Annotated in this window: 18 protein-coding genes; 15 read left to right on the top strand and 3 right to left on the bottom strand. The window is 58.6% G+C overall.

Features of this window, described 5'->3' with window-relative positions; genetic code table 11:
- Positions 1-4 precede the first annotated feature (4 nt).
- Both BJ122_RS13755 and BJ122_RS13750 read left to right on the top strand, forming a co-directional pair.
- A complete protein-coding gene (locus BJ122_RS13755; RefSeq protein ID WP_110781604.1) occupies positions 5-481 on the top strand; it encodes a glutathione peroxidase in 477 nt (158 codons plus the stop codon).
- Positions 482-486: 5 nt separating this feature from the next.
- Positions 487-723: a DUF3297 family protein gene (locus BJ122_RS13750; protein ID WP_110781653.1), complete on the top strand. Its 237-nt coding sequence runs from the start codon at positions 487-489 to the stop codon at positions 721-723.
- A gap of 1365 nt (positions 724-2088) precedes the next feature.
- Here the strand turns inward: BJ122_RS13750 and BJ122_RS13745 are convergent.
- Positions 2089-2385, bottom strand: coding sequence for a GIY-YIG nuclease family protein (locus BJ122_RS13745; RefSeq protein WP_110781651.1), 297 nt, complete (start codon positions 2383-2385; stop codon positions 2089-2091).
- Between the two features lie 134 nt (positions 2386-2519).
- Here BJ122_RS13745 and BJ122_RS13740 point away from each other — a divergent pair, with 134 nt between their 5' ends.
- On the top strand, positions 2520-2837 hold the full coding sequence (locus BJ122_RS13740) for a hypothetical protein (RefSeq protein ID WP_181418959.1): 318 nt from the start codon (positions 2520-2522) through the stop codon (positions 2835-2837).
- Between the two features lie 40 nt (positions 2838-2877).
- On the opposite strand, the gene BJ122_RS13735 is transcribed toward BJ122_RS13740, so the two are convergent.
- Positions 2878-3105, bottom strand: a complete 228-nt coding sequence (locus BJ122_RS13735; protein ID WP_110781602.1) for a hypothetical protein — start codon at positions 3103-3105, stop codon at positions 2878-2880.
- Positions 3106-3903: 798 nt separating this feature from the next.
- On the opposite strand from BJ122_RS13735, the gene BJ122_RS13730 reads away from it, so the two are divergent.
- The 12 genes from BJ122_RS13730 (at position 3904) to BJ122_RS13675 (ending at position 21175) form a co-directional block, all read left to right on the top strand.
- A complete protein-coding gene (locus BJ122_RS13730; protein ID WP_110781601.1) occupies positions 3904-5736 on the top strand; it encodes a putative bifunctional diguanylate cyclase/phosphodiesterase in 1833 nt (610 codons plus the stop codon).
- A gap of 805 nt (positions 5737-6541) precedes the next feature.
- A complete protein-coding gene (locus BJ122_RS13725) occupies positions 6542-8467 on the top strand; it encodes a polysaccharide biosynthesis protein (RefSeq protein WP_245407729.1) in 1926 nt (641 codons plus the stop codon).
- A gap of 145 nt (positions 8468-8612) precedes the next feature.
- Entirely contained in the window at positions 8613-9926 is a 1314-nt protein-coding gene (locus BJ122_RS13720) for a nucleotide sugar dehydrogenase (RefSeq protein WP_210205462.1), read from the top strand.
- A 1-nt stretch (position 9927) separates the two neighbouring features.
- The gene (locus tag BJ122_RS13715) at positions 9928-10989 is read left to right on the top strand and encodes a Gfo/Idh/MocA family protein (RefSeq protein WP_110781598.1); all 1062 of its coding nucleotides are present in this window, start codon (positions 9928-9930) and stop codon (positions 10987-10989) included.
- Position 10990: 1 nt separating this feature from the next.
- Positions 10991-11563, top strand: a complete 573-nt coding sequence (locus BJ122_RS13710; protein WP_110781597.1) for an acyltransferase — start codon at positions 10991-10993, stop codon at positions 11561-11563.
- A 254-nt stretch (positions 11564-11817) separates the two neighbouring features.
- Positions 11818-12792, top strand: coding sequence for a glycosyltransferase family 2 protein (locus tag BJ122_RS13705; RefSeq protein WP_210205461.1), 975 nt, complete (start codon positions 11818-11820; stop codon positions 12790-12792).
- Positions 12789-14114: an oligosaccharide flippase family protein gene (locus tag BJ122_RS13700; protein WP_110781595.1), complete on the top strand. Its 1326-nt coding sequence runs from the start codon at positions 12789-12791 to the stop codon at positions 14112-14114. The genes BJ122_RS13705 and BJ122_RS13700 overlap by 4 nt, the downstream gene beginning before the upstream one ends.
- A 4-nt stretch (positions 14115-14118) precedes the next feature.
- Positions 14119-16155: a hypothetical protein gene (locus BJ122_RS13695; protein ID WP_110781594.1), complete on the top strand. Its 2037-nt coding sequence runs from the start codon at positions 14119-14121 to the stop codon at positions 16153-16155.
- Positions 16156-16231: 76 nt separating this feature from the next.
- Positions 16232-18679 (top strand): ArnT family glycosyltransferase, encoded by a 2448-nt coding sequence (locus BJ122_RS13690; RefSeq protein ID WP_110781593.1) that lies wholly within the window; start codon positions 16232-16234, stop codon positions 18677-18679.
- Positions 18680-19303 (top strand): sugar transferase, encoded by a 624-nt coding sequence (locus BJ122_RS13685; RefSeq protein ID WP_110781592.1) that lies wholly within the window; start codon positions 18680-18682, stop codon positions 19301-19303.
- A 2-nt stretch (positions 19304-19305) separates the two neighbouring features.
- Entirely contained in the window at positions 19306-19974 is a 669-nt protein-coding gene (locus BJ122_RS13680; RefSeq protein WP_110781591.1) for an acetyltransferase, read from the top strand.
- Complete coding sequence (locus tag BJ122_RS13675; RefSeq protein ID WP_110781649.1) at positions 19967-21175, top strand: DegT/DnrJ/EryC1/StrS family aminotransferase; 1209 nt, start codon at positions 19967-19969, stop codon at positions 21173-21175. Before BJ122_RS13680 ends, BJ122_RS13675 begins: the two co-directional genes overlap by 8 nt.
- 35 nt (positions 21176-21210) lie before the next feature.
- Here the strand turns inward: BJ122_RS13675 and BJ122_RS13670 are convergent.
- Positions 21211-21502, bottom strand: a 292-nt coding sequence (locus BJ122_RS13670) for a hypothetical protein (RefSeq protein WP_210205460.1), incomplete at its 5' end; no start/stop codon positions are given.

The following is a 21502-nucleotide window of genomic DNA, read 5'->3' as shown; positions in this document are numbered from 1 at the left end:
CCTCATGACCTCGATCTATGATTTCTCTGCCACCACGCTGGACGGCACCGAAACGTCGCTCAAGCAGTTTCAGGGCAAGGTGCTGCTGATCGTCAACACCGCCTCGAATTGCGGTTTTACGCCGCAATATCGCGGCCTCGAGGAACTGCATCAGGCTTTTGCGGCGCGCGGCTTTAGCGTGCTCGGCTTTCCCTGCAATCAGTTCGGCCATCAGGAGCCGGGTGACGCCTCGCAGATCGCGCAGTTCTGCTCGCGCAATTACGGCGTCAGCTTTCCGATGTTTCAGAAGATCGAAGTCAATGGCGACGACGCTCATCCGCTGTACCGCTTTCTCAGGAGCGAGAAGCCTGGACTGCTCGGGTCCGCCATCAAGTGGAATTTTACAAAATTCCTGGTCGATCGCTCCGGCCGTGTGGTGAAGCGCTATGCGCCGACCACCACGCCGGACTCCCTGAAAAAAGATATTGAGGCTCTGCTGTGAACGACATCACCGAAACGCCGCCGGATCGTCTCTCGATCGATCCCGCCAGCCCCTATTACAACGCGGCAGCTCTAACGCGCGACGTCGGCATCCGCTTCAAGGGCGTCGAGAAGACCAATGTCCAGGAATACTGCGTCAGCGAGGGCTGGATTCGGGTCGCCGCTGGCGCCGCCAAGGATCGCTTCGGCAATCCGATGACCATCAAGCTGACCGGCACGGTAGAGCCTTATTTCCGCACCTGATCTTCTCGCCATCGCCGATCCGACGCCAAGCCGACGTCGCGACTCTGGTCGCGGCGTGCGCCGGCATGCGCGCGCCCCGCCGCCCCGCGTTAACGTTTCAATCCCTCATCAGCCGTCTTTCGTGACGATCGGACTGATCAACGCTGCCAGATGTCGTGGCCGCGGATCGGCGCGCGCCGATATGTCGTTGGTGACCTGCGTTTTCGCTGATTCGGGCGCGCTTTGTTCAAGCCGCGTTCTGTTGCTTAACGGCGCTGCCATCCGTCGTCACATTTCCGGACAACCGCGATTTGCGCATCTGGACTGGCCCATTCGCGGCTCTGCGAACTGCTGATCTCGAAACCACGTTGCCGCTCGCGGTCGGCTGCGCCTGCGGCCGTTAACCTTTGGCGAGCGCCATCATCTTTGATCGGAACGAGGCGGCTCGCACTGCCGCCAGATCTGCGCAGTGGCGGAGCGAGAATGCCCTACATTTGGCGTTGCGCTAGGCCGCGAGCCCGATTTCGCTGATTCGGGCGTGCTTTGTTCCAAGCGCGTTCCGAACCTTAACGGCGCGGCCTGCGTCGTCGCATTTTTGGACAATGAGCACGCGCGCGCATGAATAGCGCGGTTACCGGGCCGGATGCAGAGTGCGCGCGGCGCTGTTAACCTTTGCGAGGCGCCGCGGGCCGTGTGATGGCCGCGAGTAGGGAAAGGGTCGCGAGATGTCGCGCTGCTTGGAGGCGCAAAACCCCAACATCTGGCGGTGGTATTGGCCGACAGGATGATTCGGCTGATTCGGGCGTGCTTTGTTCCAGCCGCGTTCCGGACCTTAACGAGGTCACCATCGCCGTCACAATTCTGGACAGAGAGGCCGCGCCGGCGCTGGCAGCGCGGTGATCGGCGTCCTGATCGCTTGCCGCGGCGCGGTTAACCTTTTCGGAGGCTGGCAGCTCACGCAGACGCAGGGGCGCTCAAGAAGCGTGCGAGATCTCGCGCTGATCAGATTGGCTTCGACACCACATCTAGCGGGCAGGGCGGCGCCTTCGCTGATTCGGCTGATTCGGGCGTGGTTCGTTCCAGCCGCGTTCCAAAGCTTAACGGCGCCGTGCCGGCTGCGTTGCATTGCGGGACAGGCCGCAGCAACAGCGGGGCCGGGCAGATTATTCGGCGCTGCGCCAGCGTTAACCTTTGCAGGGGCGGGGCCGGCCTTGATCATTGCAGCTCGGCAGGCGGTGCTACGACATCATGGGGATGTGCCTCGCGCTCGCCGCGACATTTGGCGATCGCCGCGCTTTGCGCTGATTCGGGCGCGGTTCGTTCCGACGCTGTTCCGAACATTAACCGCGCGGTCATCCGCTGTTGCATTGCGGGACAAAGCGGCGCTCAGCGGGGCGAGCGGCCTGGATCAGGCGTTGCCAGCGCGGCGTCGGCGAGTTGTTTGCGGAAACGTCGGTCGCGCTTGAGATGCCATTCCCGGCTCATCGCTTCGCGCCGCGACAGAAAGCGCTCGCTATGCAGCAGCACCCAGACCCGGCCGCGGGTCGAGCGCGCGCCGCTGCCGCCATTGTGCTGCGACAGCCGGCGATCGAGATCGAGCGTCCAACCGACATAGGTCAGGTAGCGCGTCGGCGTGGCGCAGCCGAGCACATAGACGAAGCATTGCTCTTCGATCGGGTCCATGGTGGCGACGCTGGCATGGAAGCGGCGGGCCGGCAATTGGAGCGCGCGCTTTGCCATGTTGACAATCGGGCGTGCGGGCCGCTTCGCTGCCGACAGGAGCAACGACTCGTGAGGTTGCAGTGACAAGCCGCCTGATGCTGACCGCCCTCTGCCTGCTGCTGGGGATGCAAGCTGCCCGCGCGCAGGACGTGCCGGGCATTGAGATCTGCACCGTCGAAAAGACGATGGAGCGTCGCACCAGCTGTCTGCAGAGCAATGTCGATTTTCTGATGAAGACGATCACCAAGCTCGGCCAGGATCAGCGGCTAAAACTTGACGCCGCGCAGCGCCAGATCGAGACGCTCAACGCCAATGTCGCGGCGCTGCAGAAGACCGTGGATGATCTGAAAGCTGCGCAGGCCGCCAAGCCCGCCGCCAAAGAAGCGCCGGCAAGCAAAGACAACGCGAAGTAATCATGGCCTGCCGCGCGTGTGATCAGCGTTGCTGCTGGTCTCAGGCTGGCGCGGCTTCGCGGCGCGGTGCCGCACGGCTCGCCTTCGGCAACGCGGCGACAACATGCGGCTCCGGCGTCGCCGCCGTTTCGACATCCAGCATCAGGCAGTAATCAGGCAGCTCGAACAGCGGATCGATGTTGGCCATCGCCATGTCGACACGCTCACCGCAGCTGGAGCAGGTCCAAGAGTAAATCTCGTACACGCCATCAACGTCCTCGACCTGCAAGGTCGCGGTGGTCTGACAGCATCGGGTACATTTCGTCATCGTGCTCGTCCTCTGTCATCGGAAAACCGCTCGTCATCGACGAGTGGCCCGCGCGAGCCCCGCTCTTGGACTTGGTGTCTCCTCGGGTTCTCTGACTTCAGGCGTTCAGAGATAGGTGCACTGCAACATCACGCAATGAGCGAGATCAATAAGGTCTCGGGTTGGCGGTATCAATATGGGGAAAATGCGGGGTAGGCTTGTGCGTTGCGGGATAGTCCCAGCTAAAAGTTGTGGTGATCAATTTTGCGCGCAACCATTGGCGTGTGGGCCTGAAGTTCTTGCAACTCACAGGGGCGTTTGTTCGCTGGGGCGTGGTTCATCGCAGGTTTGAGCATTAAGCCACGCTGTTTGGCATTTGCTAAGGCTGAGCCGCAATTGCCCACGAGCCGTGATCGGCAGTTAGTTCTGGATCACGCAGTTGCGAAACCGACGATGCGATGACGGCGATCATAACAACTACGCTGCTGGATGGCTCAGGCGCATCACAAGTCTCGACTGTTCGTGAACGAGCAATGCATCAAGGTGTTCAGCCAGCGCACGATTGCTCGTAACAGTCCTAAGCCTTTCGTCGCGTGTCAACGCTTGATTTCGAGTGCTGGTTGACGCGGGTGCACGACGCGAACGAATTCGTGAATTTCAGGCAAATCAGCATTGATCTGCTCGGTGCGGAGGCTTTGAACTCGCTTTACTTCTGTAAGCTATGTCTCTCCTGCCAGACAACGTCGCCATTGATGTCGTCGTATCGGAGAGCAGTCGATCATGAGCATGAATGGTGCCGAGGTGTCATACGCGCCCGAAACTGCTGTCGCGCTCAAAGGCAAAGGCATCAACAGCGTGCCGATCCGTTTCGGTTTGCTGGCGCTCGGATTGGCTCTGATCAGTGGCATCGGTCAGGCGCTGATCTGGCAGCAAGAGGTGCTGGAACATACGCCGCTGGTGGTCGCAGCGCTGGTGTTTGCGCTGATCGTCGTTGTTCAGGCCGGGGTGACCTATTTTGCCGCCCGTAAGATGGCGAGCAACATCAAGGCGCTGCAGGACAGCACCGAAGCACTGGCCGCCGGCAATCTCGATGCGCCGATCGCTATCGAGTGCTCGTGCGAGGTCGGCGGCCTCGCTGACGCGTTCCGCCATCTGGTCGGGCGCCTCAACGCCAATCTGCGCCGCAAGAACATGATCGCGCACAGCGATCCGCTGACCGGCTTGCCGAACCGCGTGGTGCTGACCCATCTGCTGGAATGTCTGACGACCGCAGAGATGCCGGGCAGCGTGATGTTCATCGATCTGCAGGGTTTCAAGAAGGTCAACGATGCGTTCGGCTATCGCGCCGGCGATCAGTTGCTGTGCGACGTCGGCCGCCGTCTGGCGCGCGTTGGCTTTGCCCGCGAGATCAGCCAGCTCGAATGGGGCGTGTCGAATTTCGGCGAATTCGAGCGCCGCCCGCCCGCGGACCTGACATTGGCCCGCTTTGCCGCCGATCAATTCGTGGCGCTGCTGCCGGGCGTGGTCGACGTTGACCATTGCGAGCGTCATGCCAAGGGGGTGCTGCAGGCGTTGACGCTGCCGTTCGACATCGGCGGCACCGAGTTCACACTGTCCGCGCATCTCGGTATTGCGCGGGTGCCGGTCGACAGCCGCGATCCGTCCGAAATCCTGTATTTCGCTGATCTGGCGATGGTTGCCGCCAAGACGGAGCGCAAGCCGTGGCGGTTTTTCTGCTCGGCGCTCAGCGATGGCGCGATTGACCGCAGCCGGCTGGAAAGCGAACTGCGCCAGGCTTTGGAGCGCGGCGACATCGAACTGCATTATCAACCGCAGGTTGACACCCGGACCGGCCGGCTATGCGGCGTCGAGGCGCTGGCGCGCTGGCCGCATCGGGTGCGCGGCATGATCTCGCCGGCGGTGTTCATCCCGCTCGCCGAACAGGCCGGCTTAATGTCGGCGCTCGGCAGCCACGTGCTGCGCAGCGCCGTGCAGCAATGCGCCGATTGGCAGCGCGAAGGGCAGCCGCGCCGGGTCGCGATCAACATCTCGGCGGCGCAATTCGATGACCCCCATTTCGTGCGCGACGCCTTGGCAACCATCGCCGATTGTGGCGCCGATCCGCACCTCATCGAATTTGAGATCACCGAATCGATGGCGATGTCGGATCTGCCCGCCGCGCAACAGAATCTGATCTTCCTGCGCGAGGCGGGGGTGCAGATCGCAGTCGACGATTTTGGAACTGGCTTTTCCAATCTGTCGCAACTGGCGCGATTGCCGTTCACCACGCTGAAAGTCGATCGCTCGTTGATCGAAGGCATCGGCTCTTCGCCCAAGGGCGAGGTGCTGGTGAAAACCATCGTCACCATGGCCGATGGACTCGGTTACACCATCGTCGCCGAGGGCGTCGAGACCGCCGATCAGCGGGCGTGGCTCGAGGCCCAGGGCTGTTATGTCCACCAGGGGTTCCTGTTTGCCAAGCCGATGCCGGCGGACCAGCTGGACGAGTGGAGACAGCATCATTCGCTGGACGGCATGATCGGCCGGTTGCAGCGGCTCAGCGAGCGCAAGCCGCGGACCCCGTCGCTGGCCTTGATCAGCAACGCCGGTTGAGTCGATTACAGGTGGGCGAGCTCGCGGCTGACCCCGTGTTCGCGGGCGGTGCTTCCAACGCAGCCTTGGCGGCGGCAAGTGCGCCAGATGTGCTACCAGGTTCCCGGGTGTGCGAAGGCTTAAGTCGCGCATAGTTCCCGGACCTGTGGCGAATTGTGGAAATGACTCGCAGTGGCGTGCGCCTCGGGCGCGGTTGCGGCATAACGGCCCTGCGGCTATCACTGCGCCTGCCCCTGTCTGGCGTGCCAGGTCTAACCCTCTGTTCTAGCGCTGATTTTGTGCAATGCGGCAGCTTGCGGCTGGGGTATCTCCTATATTCACGTCAGCAGCGCTGTCGGTTTGATCGAGGCTTGGCATTGGCCGAAGTGCGATTGAATTTTGTTGTGACGAAGGCCAGTGCGTCGGCATTTCGGTCGTATTTCCGTCTTGCTCTGCCGTGATAAGCGATCAGTTCCAAAGTTTGGCGCGGCGTTCAAAAGGGGGGTGGCGCCGCAGCAACGCCGACACACGAATCTTAGGTTTTGGAACGGATCGACACAACGGACAGTTGCGCAGCGCGGTAGGATTGGATTAAGGAAACCACATTCTGCAGCTGCGGTCACGACTATCTTTGGGCGACCGGTTGCGGCTGATTCACAGAACGAGGCGTGGTGAAGTAAGGCGGCGAATTTGCCGCCGGGGGTGAGGCACAACTTCATCGGCGTGAGACTTCGTCGTCACTGTGGGACAACGTCCAAATCTGTTTGACCTGACTCACCAAACGGCATTCTGAAACCGTTAGGTGATGAATTGAGGACACATTGAATTGCAGAGAGCTGCGCAGCAAAGCAACGACACCTTCCTTGGGCGGGCGAGCGTCGGCATTCGTTCGCTAAGCGATCGAATGCCACGTCGCTGGAAGGAGATACTGCTGATTTGCGCCGATATCGTGTTGCTGCTTTTTGCGCTGTGGGCGAGCTACGCGCTGCGCTACGCGATGTGGGCCCCGGATATCACGCTGAAGCGGATTGTGCTGGGCGTGCTGGCGCCCGCGGTTGCGGTGCCGATCTTCATCAAGATGGGATTGTATCGCGCGGTGGTGCGCCATCTGCCGGGAGCCGCGATCTGGACGGTCGCCAGGGCCATGCTGCTCGCGACCATGGCCTGGGTGATTCTGGTGTTCCTGCTCGAGATGACCGGGCAGGGCATCGTGCCGCGTTCAATCCCGCTGTTTTATTTCGTGATCGGATCGTTCTTAATCGCCGGCAGTCGTTTCGCCGTGAAACAGTTGTTGACCGACGTGCCAATGCAAGGCGGCAAGCGGCCGGTGCTGATCTACGGCACGGGTCAATCCGCGGTGCGGCTGGCGGGAGCGCTGAGGGGCGATGGCACCCGGCAAGTGGTGGGGTTTGTCGATCAGGACCCTCAACATCATGGCAGGGATCTGGCCGGTCACCGCGTGTTTCCGGCCGACAACCTCAGTACCTTGATCGATCAATATGACGTCGAAGAAATCGTGTTGTCGATGTCCTCGATCTCGCCGGAAGTTCGTCATGCTGTGATTTCCGAAGTCACCAGCCTCGGCATCACTGCTCGGATGCTTCCCGATATCGCCGATATCGTGGAAGGGCGCTACATCGTCAATCAGATTCGCGAGATCGAGCTCGACGAACTGCTCGGCCGATCTTTTATTCCGCCTGATCCTGCGCTGCTCAGCCAAGTGCTTGAAGGCCGCGTGGTGATGGTGACCGGCGCTGGCGGCTCGATTGGTTCGGAGCTGTGCCGGCTGGTCGCGAAGTGGAAGCCGGCTAAGCTGGTTCTATTCGAAGCCAATGAATACGCACTGTACAGCATTCATCGCGAATTATCGGCCACACGCTGCGAGGTCATTCCTTTTCTCGGCTCGATTACTGACAAGGCTGCGGTGCGGCGGGCGATCACGCGCAACGGCGTCGAGGTGGTCTACCACGCAGCGGCGCACAAGCACGTGCCGTTGCTTGAAGACAACGTGATCGAGGGGATCCGCAACAATGTAATTGGTACGCTCACCGTCGCCGAGGTGGCGTTCGAGCATAACGTCAGCAAATTGGTGCTGATCTCGTCTGACAAGGCGGTGCGTCCGACCAATGTGATGGGGGCGACTAAGCGGTGGGCCGAGTTGATCGTGCGGCAGAAGGCAACCGATGCGAAGACGCTCGGACGCGAGCAGATCTTTTGCGCAGTTCGGTTCGGCAATGTGATCGGCTCCAATGGATCGGTTGTGCCGCTGTTCAAAGAGCAGATCGCCAAAGGCGGTCCGGTGACCGTTACTGATCCCGCCATGACGCGTTATTTCATGTCGATTCCTGAAGCTGCTGAACTGATCGTTCAGTCGAGCGCGTTGTCGGTCGGCGGCGACATCTTTCTGCTTGATATGGGCGATCCGGTTAGGATCGGCGATCTGGCGGAGAACATGATCCGGCTTGCGGGCTTCAAGGTGCGCAATGAGCAGAACCCGCATAGCGGGATCGCAATTCAAGTCATGGGCGCGCGTCCCGGCGAAAAGCTGTTTGAGGAGCTGTTTTATGACCGCGCTAACGCCAAGCCGACCAAGCATCCGAAAATCCTGACTGCCGACGCGGGCGCGATTCAGCAGAGCCGTGTGGCGGAAGCGTTGGAACGCCTCACAGAGGCATTGCGGCGCGAAGACGAATTGGCTGCCAAGGAAATTCTTTTCAGTTTTATTGCCGACAGAGAGGCGAAAGCTGCTTAGTTTGAATGGCTATCCGCCTCCAGCCGCGCCCGCCGCAATGAGTCGGCGCAGAGGAATTTAGCTGCTGGCTGGGCGTGGCCGATGACATGCATAGACGTCGCCCGCGGGCGACAAATGACGATTTGGAATTTGAAGAGGGGGACACGTGACTAGCGCCAAATCCGAACTGCTGAAAAAGCTGAACGACCGATCGGCAGTCATAGGAATTGTCGGTCTCGGTTATGTCGGCCTGCCGCTAATGCTCCGCTTTTCCGAAGTCGGCTATAAGGTTCTGGGCTTCGATATCGATTCTCACAAGATCGAACGGCTCAACGCCGGCGACAGCTACATCGAGCATATCTCGTCGGACATGGTCAGGGCCGCCAGGCATAGCGGGTTCGAAGCAACGTCGGATTTCGATCGTGCGGTTGAAGCGGATGCCCTGATCCTGTGCGTCCCGACGCCGCTTAACAAGTATCGCGAGCCAGATCTGAGCTTTGTGCTCAACACCGTCGACACGCTGGTGCCTTTCCTTCGCCCTGGCCAGATCGTGTCGCTTGAGAGCACCACTTATCCTGGAACAACCGACGAAGAATTGCGGCCGCGGATCGAGGGGCGTGGGCTGAAAGTTGGCGAGGAGTTGTTCTTGGTGTTTTCGCCGGAACGAGAAGACCCTGGCAATCGCAACTTTACAACGCGCACCATTCCCAAAGTATGTGGCGGATGCACGCCCGACTGTCTCGAGGTCGGCACGGCACTCTATGGTCAAGTCATCGACCGTGTTGTGCCGGTCAGTTCGACGCGCGCAGCCGAACTGACCAAGCTGCTTGAGAATATCCATCGTGCGGTGAACATCGGCCTGATGAACGAAATCAAAGTGGTCGCGGACCGCATGGGTATCGACATTCACGAAGTGATCAGGGCCGCGGCCACCAAGCCGTTTGGGTTCGTTGCCTACTATCCGGGGCCTGGCCTCGGCGGGCATTGCATTCCGATCGATCCGTTCTATCTCACTTGGAAGGCGCGTGAATTCGGACTTCACACCCGGTTCATTGAGCTTGCTGGCGAGATCAATTCATCGATGCCCGACTACGTGGTGTCCAAGGTTGCGAGCGGCCTGAACGCTAAACGAAAAGCGATCATGGGCAGCAAGATTCTGGTGCTTGGCATCGCCTACAAGAAGAACGTCGATGACATGCGCGAATCGCCATCGGTGCTGCTGATGGAGAAGTTGCGGGATCTCGGCGCGGCAGTAGATTATTCCGATCCGCATTTGCCGGTGTTTCCCAAGCTGCGCGAGCATCGTTTCGATCTGAAGAGCGTCGATCCGACGCCCGAAGCCCTGCAGTCTTACGACTGCGTGCTACTCGCGACGGATCACGACCGTTTCGACTACGATGTCATCAAGAACAATTCGAAGCTGATCATCGACTCCCGCGGCCGTTATCTTGAGCCTGCCCCTCACATCATCAAAGCCTAATATGCGTAATTTTGCTCTGCCGATCACCGATCGGAAAATCCGCTTTGCCTTGGTCGGATGCGGCCGGATTGCTCAGAACCACATTGGGTCACTTCAGGCGCATAGCGATCGCGCCGAACTGGTCGATGTGTGCGATGTCGACCCGTCGGCACTGGCGGCCGCTGCCGCACAGACCAGAGCCCGGCCACACGACGACCTTATGAAGCTCTTGCAGCATACAAATGCTGACATTGTGTCGCTCGCGACGCCGAGCGGTCTGCATCCAGAACAGGCGATCGCGATCGCACAATCGGGGCGGCATGTGCTGACCGAAAAGCCGATGGCGACGCGCTGGCATGACGGCGTGCGCATGGTCAAAGCTTGCGACGAGGCTTCGGTGCGGCTGTTCGTCGTCAAGCAGAACCGCCGCAATGCAACGTTGCAACTCTTGAAACGCGCCGTGCAGAAGCGACGGTTCGGCCGTATCTACATGGTCAACATCAACGTGTTCTGGACTCGCCCGCAAGAATACTACGACTCGGCGGCCTGGCGCGGTACCTGGGAATTCGACGGTGGCGCGTTCATGAATCAGGCCAGCCATTATGTCGATCTGCTCGACTGGCTGATCGGGCCCGTGGAAAGCGTGCAGGCCTACACGGCCACGCTCGGACGCAATATCGAGACTGAAGACACGGGTGTGATTTCATTGCGGTGGCGATCGGGTGCGCTCGGATCGATGAATGTCACCATGCTGACTTACCCGAAGAACCTCGAAGGCAGCATCACGATCATCGGTGAGAAGGGGACTGTGCGGGTTGGCGGCGTTGCCGTCAACGAGATCCAGCATTGGGAGTTCGCCGAGCCAGACGCAGATGACGACCAGGTCAAAGATGCGTCTTATCGCACCACATCCGTCTATGGTTTTGGCCATCCGCTTTACTACGACAATGTGATCAAAACGCTGCGCGGCGAGGCAGAGCCGGAGACCGACGGTCGTGAGGGCTTGAAGTCGCTCGAAACGCTCGTTGCGGTGTATCTGTCTGCGCGTGATTCCAAGCGCGTCGCTCTGCCCCTGGAGTACTGACATGACGGTGTCGATCCATCCAACGGCGATTGTTGATGACGGTGCAGTGATCGGCGAGGAGAGCCGCGTCTGGCATTGGGTTCATGTCTGCGGCGGCGCGCGCATCGGTCGCAAATGCTCGCTTGGACAGAATGTGTTCGTCGGCAACGATGTTGTGCTGGGCGACAATGTCAAAGTGCAGAATAACGTCTCGATCTACGACGCCGTCGAGATCGAAGACGATGTGTTCTGCGGTCCGAGCATGGTGTTCACCAACGTCTACAATCCGCGCGCTGCGATTGTCCGCAAGAACGAGTATCGGCGGACCTTGGTGAAGCGTGGCGCCACGCTGGGCGCCAATTGCACAATCGTGTGCGGCACCACCATTGGTGAGCACGCTTTTGTCGGCGCTGGCGCTGTTGTGAACAAGGACGTCGCTCCGTTCGCGTTGATGGTCGGCGTGCCGGCGCGACGTATCGGTTGGATGTGCCTATGCGGCCTGCAGCTCAAAGGGCAGGGCGCAGTGACGTGCTCCTGCGGCAGATCATATCGGATCGATGATGTGAGCTGTTGTGAGTGGCGTGCCGATCCGTGATCGGAGTGTTTGCGCAGCCTCATCGCGAGGCCGAAGACAGCACGCGTTAAGCGCGTCTGACGAGCGCTAAGAGAATGCGCCCGGAGAACGGGCGATAGGCCCGGCGACTGGGATCAAGCCAGGAGCTGCGCGTCATAGTCGAGTTTGTGTGCGTCGGCTTGCCGATGAAACGTTTGTATCGGATGCAAGAACGACTTGTTTTTGTATCCGCAGCCCGATGAGCCTCCCCAATGTACCGAAATCAACGAGTTTCCGTGGTCGTTCCGGCCCACAATGAGGAAACGCAAATTGCGCGCGTCATTGATACGATGCCTGACATCGTCGACATGATCGTGATCGTCAATGATTGCAGCAAAGACAAGACATCAGAGGTGATCCGATCGCATCCGGCCTATGGATCGGGGCGAGTGACACTGCTTGAGCACGAAGTCAATCAAGGTGTGGGTGGCGCGATCGCGACCGGATACAAATGGGCACGCGACAACGACTACGACGTAGCCGTCGTCATGGCTGGCGATGGCCAGATGGATCCAGACGATCTGCCCGCCATTCTTGATCCGGTGGTGGATGGCGAAGCGGATTACACTAAGGGAAATCGCCTCGTTACCGGCCAGGCGTTCGATAAGATCCCGAAAGTTCGTTTCTTCGGAAATGCGGCATTGTCATTGTTGACGAAGATCGCGTCGGGATATTGGCATGTTGCCGACTCGCAGACGGGATACACGGCAATCAATCGCCGCGCGCTGAACGCCGTGAATTGGGACAAGATGTACAAGCGGTACGGCCAGCCGAACGACCTGCTCGTCAAGCTGAACGTTGAGGAGATGCGCGTCGTCGATGTGCCGATCGAACCCGTCTATAATGTGGGCGAGAAGTCAGGCATCAAGATCCGCAAGGTCGTGTTTACGATCGGAAGCTTGCTGGTTCGGCTCTTCTTCTGGCGATTGAAGGAGAAATACGTCATCCGGAATTTCCACCCGCTGGTGTTTTTCTATCTGTTCGGCTTCTTCAACATCGCCCTGAGCTGCATTCTGTTCGTTCGGTTTGGTCTGTTGTGGGGCGCGCGGGGGCAGATCCCCGAGATTACGTTTCTGAGTTGGCTGTTCGCGTTTTCGGTGGGGTTCAATTCGCTGTTCTTTGCGATGTGGTTTGACTATTCGGAAAATAAGCATCTCAATCCGCCGCTCAAACACAGAGAGCGGCGGAGCGTGCTGAGGGATGCTGCATGATCCGGAGAGTCGCTGCGGCTCGTGACGCGATCCTGAAGAACAAGCTGACCCGCGACATCATGTGGTCGATGGGTAGCTTCGTCATCCTGGCAATCAGCGGAATCGTTATCAACATAGCGGTTGCTGGCTTCAGAGACGCCGCGGCTCTCGGAGTGTTTAACCTCGCATACGCTGTCTATATCGTTGCGTCGCAATTCGCTGCGTTCGGCATCCATTATTCGGTGCTTCGATACGCAGCGTACTATTCCGACGATCCCGACACGCGCGGGATCATGTTTCATACAGCGTCCCTGCTAGCCGTTGTGCTTGGGTGTGTGGCTGCGGTTGCGCTGTGGCGGATGGCTCCGTGGCTGGGCAGTCAGTTCCAGAGCGGTCATGCGGGCGGCGCGATTGGCTATGCTGCGTTTGGATTGTTCCTTTTTCCGCTGAATAAGGTTCTGCTCGCCTATCTCAACGGCCTTCGCGAAATGAAGGCGTTCTCAATTCTGCAGGCGACGCGATATCTAGTCGTAATGATCGGCGTCTGTTCGGTAGCGGCCTCCCAAGCCAGCATTGAACTGTCGACCTTTGCGTTCATCACAGCGGAGATTGTCACCGCCCTCGGCTCGTTCGCTGTGATCGTGAAGAAGAGACTGGGCGGGACGCGCGCGATCTCGTTGAGCTGGGTTAAGTCTCACTTCGCGTTTGGAACGAAGGGCCTCGCGAGCGGTATGTTCGCTGAGGTTAATTCGCGGGTCGATGTTCTGCTGATTGGCTATTTTCTGAACGACCGCGCCACCGGCATCTACAGCTTCGCGGCGATGCTCGTTGATGGGCTGTATCATGTGATTGCCATGGTGCGCATCAACTTCAATCCGGTGTTGGTCGCGGCAGTCAAGCAGAAGGAATGGGCAAGCGCTCAGTCGCTGATGAAGAAAACGCGGCAGTTGGTTGTGCCCGGCGTGCTGGGGCTCGCGATCGTGATCGCCGCAGCCTATTGGGTGCTTGCTGGCTTCATTCTTCCGGGCAGGGGGCTCATGGAAGGGATGCCATCGCTGTTGATCCTTCTGACAGGTGTCGTGTTGGCAAGTTCATTTGTCCCGTTTGACAATCTGATGGTGGTTTCGGGACATCCTGGCTTTCAAGCATTGCAGCAGGTCGGTGTGGTCGTCGCCAACGCGAGTGTGGCGATCCTGCTGCTCCCGGTGCTGGGAGTTGAGGGCGCTGCAACAGGGACTGCGATCAGCTATCTCACGAACGTTTTGTTGCTTTGTGTATTCACTCAGCGAATGCTGGGCTGGAACCTGCTGAGCAACTCCGTTCGTTCGACGAGCAACAGGTGAAGGTATGTGCGGCATCTTCGGTATTGTGCTTGCGGGCAACGCTAGCATCCCGCGACGGTCATTCGAGGCTCTTCTGGAGAAGCTCTATCGACTGTCGGAAAGTCGCGGCAAAGAGTCAGCAGGGTTGCATGTCGGCTTGCCTGCAACTCGTGAGGGGTTGATCTTCAAGAGTGCGACGGCAGCCTCGCAGTTGTTGAAAGATGCTGACTTCCGTTCCGTCCTCACTGCCTCACTCGATACCGTCTACCGTGCTCGCGACGAGGCGACTTCCGATCCCATCATCGCGATTGCTCATTCTCGCCTCGTGACGAATGGCAGGGCAGAACGTTCCGAAAACAATCAGCCCGTGACATGGGGTGATGTGACGATGATTCACAACGGAATCGTCGTGAATGTCGATCGTCTATGGGCTGAGCGGCCAGATCTGAAACGAACGGCGGAGGTCGACACCGAGGTGCTTGCGGCACTGGTCGGATCAAGCATGGATCGTCAGTTGGATCCGATCGCTGCGACCCGTGATGCTTATATTGCCCTGAAGGGTGCTGCTTCGATTGCCTGGACGCACGCTGAGACAGCGACGCTTACACTCGCGACGAACACAGGTGACCTGTACGTGTCGCGGATCGAGGGTGGCCAAGGATTGGTGTTCGCTTCTGAGAAGTACATTCTCACCGAGGCGTTGCAAGGACTCGAACAGTTGGGCGCGGCCGTATTGGTGAAGGCCGGTACGGGAATCGTTGTTAACGTTGCCGCGGGTTGCGCTATTCGAGAATTTGGCTTCGAGGCGAATGAAGCGCCTTTCATCGCCGAGCGCTTGCCGCGCTCTACAATCAAACAGCCGAAAGGATACGTGCCGGCTCCGATTGCTATTCGCGCTGCAACCGCCGACGAGTCGCTGCTCCGCTACGATGATAACGCGATGCGGAGATTGCGCCGCTGCAGCGCGTGCATTCTCCCCGAAACGTTCCCGTTCATTTCGTTTGATGAGCGTGGGGTCTGTAATTATTGCCATGGCTATAGGCTTAAGTACAAAGGACGTCACCTCGAGGACGCGAAGACTGAATTCCTGGCGTCGCTCGAAGGCTATCGGAGCCGGGATGGTTCCCCCGATGTGCTGGTGCCGTTCAGCGGTGGTCGCGACAGTTGCTATGGCTTACACCTGATCAAGCGTGAGTTCGGGTTTAATCCAATCACCTTCACTTACGACTGGGGGATGGTTACCGATCTCGCACGTCGTAATGTAGCGCGGCTGTGCGGCTCGCTGGGTGTTCCGAATGTTTTGGTGTCGGCGGACATCAAGGAAAAGCGGGACAATGTCCGCAAGAACGTATCGGCTTGGTTGAAGAAGCCTGATCTTGGGATGGTCCCGCTGTTCATGGCGGGGGACAAGCACTTCTTCAAGATCGTCAACGACCTGAAGCGGCAGACTGGGATTCGGTTGGATTTGTGGTCGGCAAATCCGCTCGAGAACACCGACTTCAAATCTGGGTTCTGCGGTGTGCCTCCCGATTTCGACAAGGCGCGCTTGGACTATCTTTCGCTAGGTCGCAAAGTGAAGATGGCCGGCTACTATCTGAGCCGATTTGCGGCCAATCCAGGTTACTTGAATCAATCGCTGATCGATACCGCGAGAGCCTTCGCGTCGTATTATCTTGAGCCGCGCCGTGACTTCTTCTTCATGTTCAATCATATCGTCTGGGACGAGCGGACCGTCAACAAGACGATCATCGGCGAGTATGATTTTGAACTCGCACCGGACTCGCCGAGTACGTGGCGAATTGGTGATGGCACCGCGCCATTCTACAACTACATCTACATGACTGCGCGTGGCTTCACCGAGTTCGATACGTTCCGCAGCAATCAAATCCGGGAAGGGCAAATCGATCGAACAACTGCGCTCGAGGCCGTCTTGGTGGAAAACCGGCCGCGGGTCGAAGGTCTTAGGTGGTACCTGGAGACGATCGATCTCGATTTCAACGACACCATCAAGGTGATCAATCGGCTCGATACGATGGGGCTACACTGCGGCAACTCGCTGTAGTGCGGGTTCATTATCGGAGCGAGTCCGGCGAGGCCGACGCCAGAGTGGGGCGGGAAGGACGTTCGAGTGACAAGAAATGATTGAGATTGGGCTCGTTGGCGCTGTGCTGTTCGTCGGGATTGTCGCTGCCTGTTCGGTTTGCGGAGTGGTGCTGTCGTCGGTTCTTCCGTGGTCGATCGAAGCCAGACAGGCTCGGCTTCCGTTGACAACAGGGATCGCGTTCGGCCCGTTCCTGCTCGGTTTCGGCGGGATCCTCGCATTGACCGCCGCGGGTGGTGCTAGTCACTTGCTTCATCTTGGCGTTGCGCTTGCCTTCGTAACGACTGTTGGCGTTGGTGCTGCTGCGGTCCGGGTGGTGTGGCCTCGTCAGTTCAAGGTTGATCGAACAGATCGGCAGCCTCTGTCGCTCGGAGAGTGGTCGCTCGTCCTTGCGTTGGGAGCAGCGGTTGTCGCGCTGTTGGCGATTACGCTCTTGGTGCCGCTCATTCAGAACGACGCGCTGGAATATGGCTTAGCGGCTCGCGAATTGTACTTTGCGCGAGATCTGCATGCTTATCCGGTACTGAATCCCGAGAGCAATCTTACCGGTTTCTACGGTCCGTGGACACATCCGCCGCTGTACGTCGTGCTGCTGTATTTGGCCGATGTGATCCAAGGGCATGCTGATGTGCCGGGTGCAATCAGGTTGATAGCGCCGTGGTTCCTCTGGTGTGGGGCGGGTGTCGTCTGGTCGCTAGGTCGGTTGGTTGATCGTGCCACAGCTCTGATGGCCGCATTGTTGTTCATGTCGACACCGTTATTGTTCCTCGGCGCAGGCTCGGCATTGATTGATGCGCTTCCTGTGGTCGGCTTTGCGCTCGTTGTTGCCGGGATTGTCGGCTTCAACTCGAACGCGATCAGTATTGGAGCGGTGCTCGGCGTCTTGCTTGGTGCATCGTTGTGGACCCATTCCCAAGCTGTCTTGTTTGTACCGCTGGCTCTCGCAGCGTTGGCGTTCGATAACGGAGTGAAGGGGTGGTTTCGAACAGCGCGTGAGGCTGCGGTAGCGCTTGCTGTGGCGCTGGCAATCGCTGGATGGCCATATTGGCGAAATACCGAACTCTTTGGCGCTCCGATCAGCGACAATCCGGTGGTGTTTGCGTTGGGCGGGCTGCATTGGAGCGACTATTTCACAATCGGTCGCGGTCTCGGTTCACCGACGGCACTGGTTCAATATGGCGTGCTGAAGGGTCTGTTTGCTCTCGAAACGTATGGTTTGATCTTTTGGCTAGTCGCTGGCTCGATTGTTGTTTTTCTCGGTCGTCAAACTCGGGCTACCGTTCAAGGACTGATCTGCTCGGGCGCGCGATTGCTGGATACGCAAGATCGCGTGTTATGGCTGATGATCCTCTTGATCTGCTGCTACGTCGCAGGAACAATACTGTCGGTAGCGCTCGGCATCGATCATTTTGTCAAGAATGAGCGATATCTGCTGATCACTTTGCCAATGGTGTCAGTCGTTGCGGCTTTTGGGGTGGTCCAGCTTTCGAATGTCATTCCACGGTTTTCGTCGTTGAAGAGCGTGGGGCTGTCGCTCATTGCGCTGATGGGCTTGGTAAATGTCGCGGTCCTTACCCACTATGCCTTTCATAAGCTTAACCTTGGATTGAGTGATCTTGCCAAACCGATGCGTTTCAAGACTGCCAAGGCTGCTGAGTATGAGTTGATTTCCGCGGTTGACGGCGGAACCGATGCGGGGCGCGTGTTGACGCTCAAGCCAGCGGATTTCTACTACAGTCGGCGCAAGATGCTTAGCTATCTGGACCCGCGGATGGTCCCGTTCTACGATGAAACGGATCTAAAAAGATCGATAGAGCTGCTTCGTGAGATCGGCGTCACCTCGATTCACGTGCCGAGCTATGCAATTCCGCCGCTCTATAATTCTGTGCTGTTTCGCGCGCTGGCTTCACCAGAGGTTTCAACGTTGCGCTGGGAAAACGACGCGGGGCAGTACTATCAGTTGCGCCCTGAGGCGCTCGTCGCTGGGCCTTCAGCCGATCTGTCACCGGACAAGTCAGCTTGGACCATCGAGACGAAATTGGCGCTCGGGGGGCGAAAGATGCTATCGAGCATCGCTTCAGACCGTCAACCGCTCGTCCGAGCCCGGCTCTGTCGCGGCTTGCCGTATGATCTATTTCATCGACACTGGATCAATGTTGCACGGGTTGAGAGAGACGAAAGTGGGCGTGCCATCAAGGTTGATGGTTCTGCCCAATACGTCCTCAAGTTAAAACTGTTTGGATCGGGCTTTGTCCGAGTTTTAATCGAACAACTAAAGAATGGTGCAGCCGGGGCGGTGCAACCAGCTGAATTGACGCCAATCACCACGTTTGAATTGAGTGATAAGCAGCAAAAGCGGGACTTTGAAGGGCGATTTACAACTCACGCAGACACTGATTCGGTTGCAATCGCTCTCGAGGGAACAGGAAGCGCGTGTATCGAAATTCAAAAGGTCACATTGACTAGGCTGACTGCGGAGAGATAAGTGCCAGAGAAGGGCTGTTCGTCGAGCAAACGGTTGCTGGATTTGATATTGGCGATCCCTGCGGCTTTAGTGATTGCGTTTCCCGCGCTCGTTGTTGCGATCTTGGTGCGCATCAAGCTCGGGAGCCCGGTATTGTTTCGGCAATCCCGCCCTGGACGGGGGGGCGCCTTGTTCACGATGTTGAAATTCCGCACCATGACTGACGCGCGGGGGCCAGACGGTCAGTTGTTGCCGGATTCTGAGCGCCTGACATCCTTTGGTGCGTGGTTGCGGTCGACCAGTCTCGACGAGCTTCCCGAATTGATTAATGTGATCCGTGGCGAAATGAGCTTGGTCGGCCCTCGGCCGCTGCTCGTTGAATACTTGGCGCTCTATACACCAGAGCAAGCGCGTCGACATGAAGTGCGCCCTGGGATTACGGGATGGGCACAGATCAACGGACGCAATACCCTCGATTGGGAATCGCGGCTGCAGCTAGACACCTGGTATGTCGATCATCAATCGCTATGGCTCGATATCAGGATTTTGGCAGCCACCGTCGGCAAAGTGCTGAAGCGAGAAGGGATCACGCAAGAGGGGTCGGTGACGATGTCGAGGTTTCGCGGTAGCCAGGACACGATGTGATCATGAGCGACCTCTATGCGATCTATGGAGCAAGCGGTTGCGGCAGGGGGGTGATGCCGCTGGCTCGCCAGCAATGTCGAGCACTGAACGTGCCAGTGGATCGACTGGTGTTCATTGATGATGGTGCGGGCGCGACGGAGGTGAACGGTCATCGCGTGATGACCTTTGCACAATTCGTGGCGGAACCGGCGAGCCGGCGGTTGGCCAATATCGCTATCGCCGACGGTCGCGTCCGTGAAAGATTGGCGCTGAAATGCAGCGCACACGGCGTCAATCCGTGGACCGTTCGTGCGGAGGCGTCTCAGCTTTATGACGACGTGGTCGTTGGTGAGGGAGCGATTATCTGCGCTTATGTCACGCTGACGTCGAATATCCGTATCGGCCGACATTTTCACGCGAACCTCTACAGCTACGTCGAGCATGATTGCGCGATCGGCGACTTTGTGACGTTCGCGCCGGGGGTGCAGTGTAACGGCAACGTGGCAATCGGCGATCGAGCCTATATCGGAGCTGGTGCGGTACTCCGCCAGGGCAAACCAGGGCAACCGCTTCGCATCGGCGAGGGGGCGGTTGTTGGCATGGGCGCGGTGGTCACCAAAGACGTTCCGCCTGGCGTAACTGTCGTCGGCAATCCGGCGCGTCTGATGGAGAAGGGTGGGGCGCGTGGCTAAGCCAGTGTTTTCTCAATGGCCTTGTTTTGATGCGGAAGAGGCGGACGCCGTTCGCGACGTGATCCTGTCGAACAAGGTCAATTATTGGACGGGCGAAGAGACGAAGCAGTTTGAGCGAGAATTCGCTGCATGGGTCGGTTCAGACTATGCGGTCGCGCTCAGCAACGGGACTGTGGCGCTGGATGTCGCATTAAAGGCGTTGCAGATCGGCCCGGGTGATGAAGTCATCGTCACTTCTCGTACTTTCCTAGCCTCGGTGTCCTGTGTCGTGAACGCTGGCGCCATTCCGGTGTTTGCCGATGTGGAACGCGACTCCGGCAACATTTCAGCGCGAACCATCACCGAAGTTCTGAGCGAGCGCACCAAGGCAATCATCTGCGTGCACCTGGCCGGGTGGCCGTGCGACATGGACCCGATCATGGAGCTTGCCAGAGCGCGAGGTCTTGCGGTGATCGAGGATTGCGCTCAGGCGCATGGCGCGATCTACAAGGGCAAGTCCGTCGGCAATATCGGCGACATTGGCGCGTGGTCATTCTGTCAGGACAAGATCATGACCACCGGCGGTGAAGGCGGCATGGTGACCACCAACGACAAGCAATTGTGGTCGAAGATGTGGTCCTACAAGGATCATGGCAAGAGCTTTGACGCCGTCTATCATCGTCGGCATCCGCCAGGTTTCCGCTGGCTGCATGAGTCGTTCGGGACCAACTGGCGAATGCTGGAAGTTCAGGCTGTGATCGGCCGTATTCAATTGAAGCGCATGGCGGATTGGTCTGCCAAGCGCCAGGCCAATGCCGATCGCCTGACCCATGCGTTCGAGCGGTTTTCGAAAGATAATGGGCCGTTGCGGATGCCGCGGCTCGAGTGCGAAGCGTCGGGCTGTCGTCACGCGAACTACCGATATTACGTCTACGTTCGCCCCGAAAAGCTGGCAGGCGGATGGTCACGGGACCGTATTTTGGCCGCAGCGGCAGAGGAAAAGCTTCCGGTTTTCCAGGGCACTTGCTCTGAGGTCTACCTTGAGAAGGCGTTCGAAGGCACCGGCTTCCGCCCGGCCGAACGCTTGCCGAATGCCCGGGAGCTTGGTGAAACCAGCTTGGCTTTCCTGGTGCATCCGACTTTGTCGCCTGAGGAAATGAGCTCCATCGCGGCTCGCGCTGCTGAACTGTTTGAGGTCGCGAGCCGAACAGGGAATAGCTGATGATTGTGAGCTTGCGATAAAGCTTCTAAACGGCACTATTCGCTCTGGTTGATACCACGCAACAGCGCCAAATAGGCCCACGCAGCGTTTTGAAGCTCCCATGGTGATGTGATGCGGATGTATTGCCGGGCGACTGACGGTGCGAGCAGCGGCGACGTACCGGCACGCATCAGCTCATAATTCGCGAACGGATAGACCTTGCCGGTATAGATCTGATGGCGCGCAGAAACCAGTAAGCGCTGTTTCGGCCCCACCTTCCATTGAGGGCGTCGGCTGAGGAATGATCGATCTCTGACGGGAGATCGGCTTGTGTCTAAGCTTGACCAT

It is taken from the genome of Rhodopseudomonas faecalis (assembly GCF_003217325.1).
GTDB lineage: Bacteria > Pseudomonadota > Alphaproteobacteria > Rhizobiales > Xanthobacteraceae > Rhodopseudomonas > Rhodopseudomonas faecalis.
This window is presented reverse-complemented; position numbering and strand designations above follow the sequence as displayed.

Excerpts from the sequence above, each read along its gene's own strand:
- BJ122_RS13755 (WP_110781604.1), top strand. The coding sequence starts at position 5 with ATGACCTCGATCTATGATTTCTCTGCCACCACGCTGGACGGCACCGAA.
- BJ122_RS13745 (WP_110781651.1), bottom strand. The coding sequence starts at position 2,385 with ATGGACCCGATCGAAGAGCAATGCTTCGTCTATGTGCTCGGCTGCGCC.
- BJ122_RS13740 (WP_181418959.1), top strand. The coding sequence starts at position 2,520 with ATGCTGACCGCCCTCTGCCTGCTGCTGGGGATGCAAGCTGCCCGCGCG.
- BJ122_RS13730 (WP_110781601.1), top strand. The coding sequence starts at position 3,904 with ATGAGCATGAATGGTGCCGAGGTGTCATACGCGCCCGAAACTGCTGTC.
- BJ122_RS13715 (WP_110781598.1), top strand. The coding sequence starts at position 9,928 with ATGCGTAATTTTGCTCTGCCGATCACCGATCGGAAAATCCGCTTTGCC.
- BJ122_RS13710 (WP_110781597.1), top strand. The coding sequence starts at position 10,991 with ATGACGGTGTCGATCCATCCAACGGCGATTGTTGATGACGGTGCAGTG.
- BJ122_RS13700 (WP_110781595.1), top strand. The coding sequence starts at position 12,789 with ATGATCCGGAGAGTCGCTGCGGCTCGTGACGCGATCCTGAAGAACAAG.
- BJ122_RS13695 (WP_110781594.1), top strand. The coding sequence starts at position 14,119 with ATGTGCGGCATCTTCGGTATTGTGCTTGCGGGCAACGCTAGCATCCCG.
- BJ122_RS13690 (WP_110781593.1), top strand. The coding sequence starts at position 16,232 with ATGATTGAGATTGGGCTCGTTGGCGCTGTGCTGTTCGTCGGGATTGTC.
- BJ122_RS13680 (WP_110781591.1), top strand. The coding sequence starts at position 19,306 with ATGAGCGACCTCTATGCGATCTATGGAGCAAGCGGTTGCGGCAGGGGG.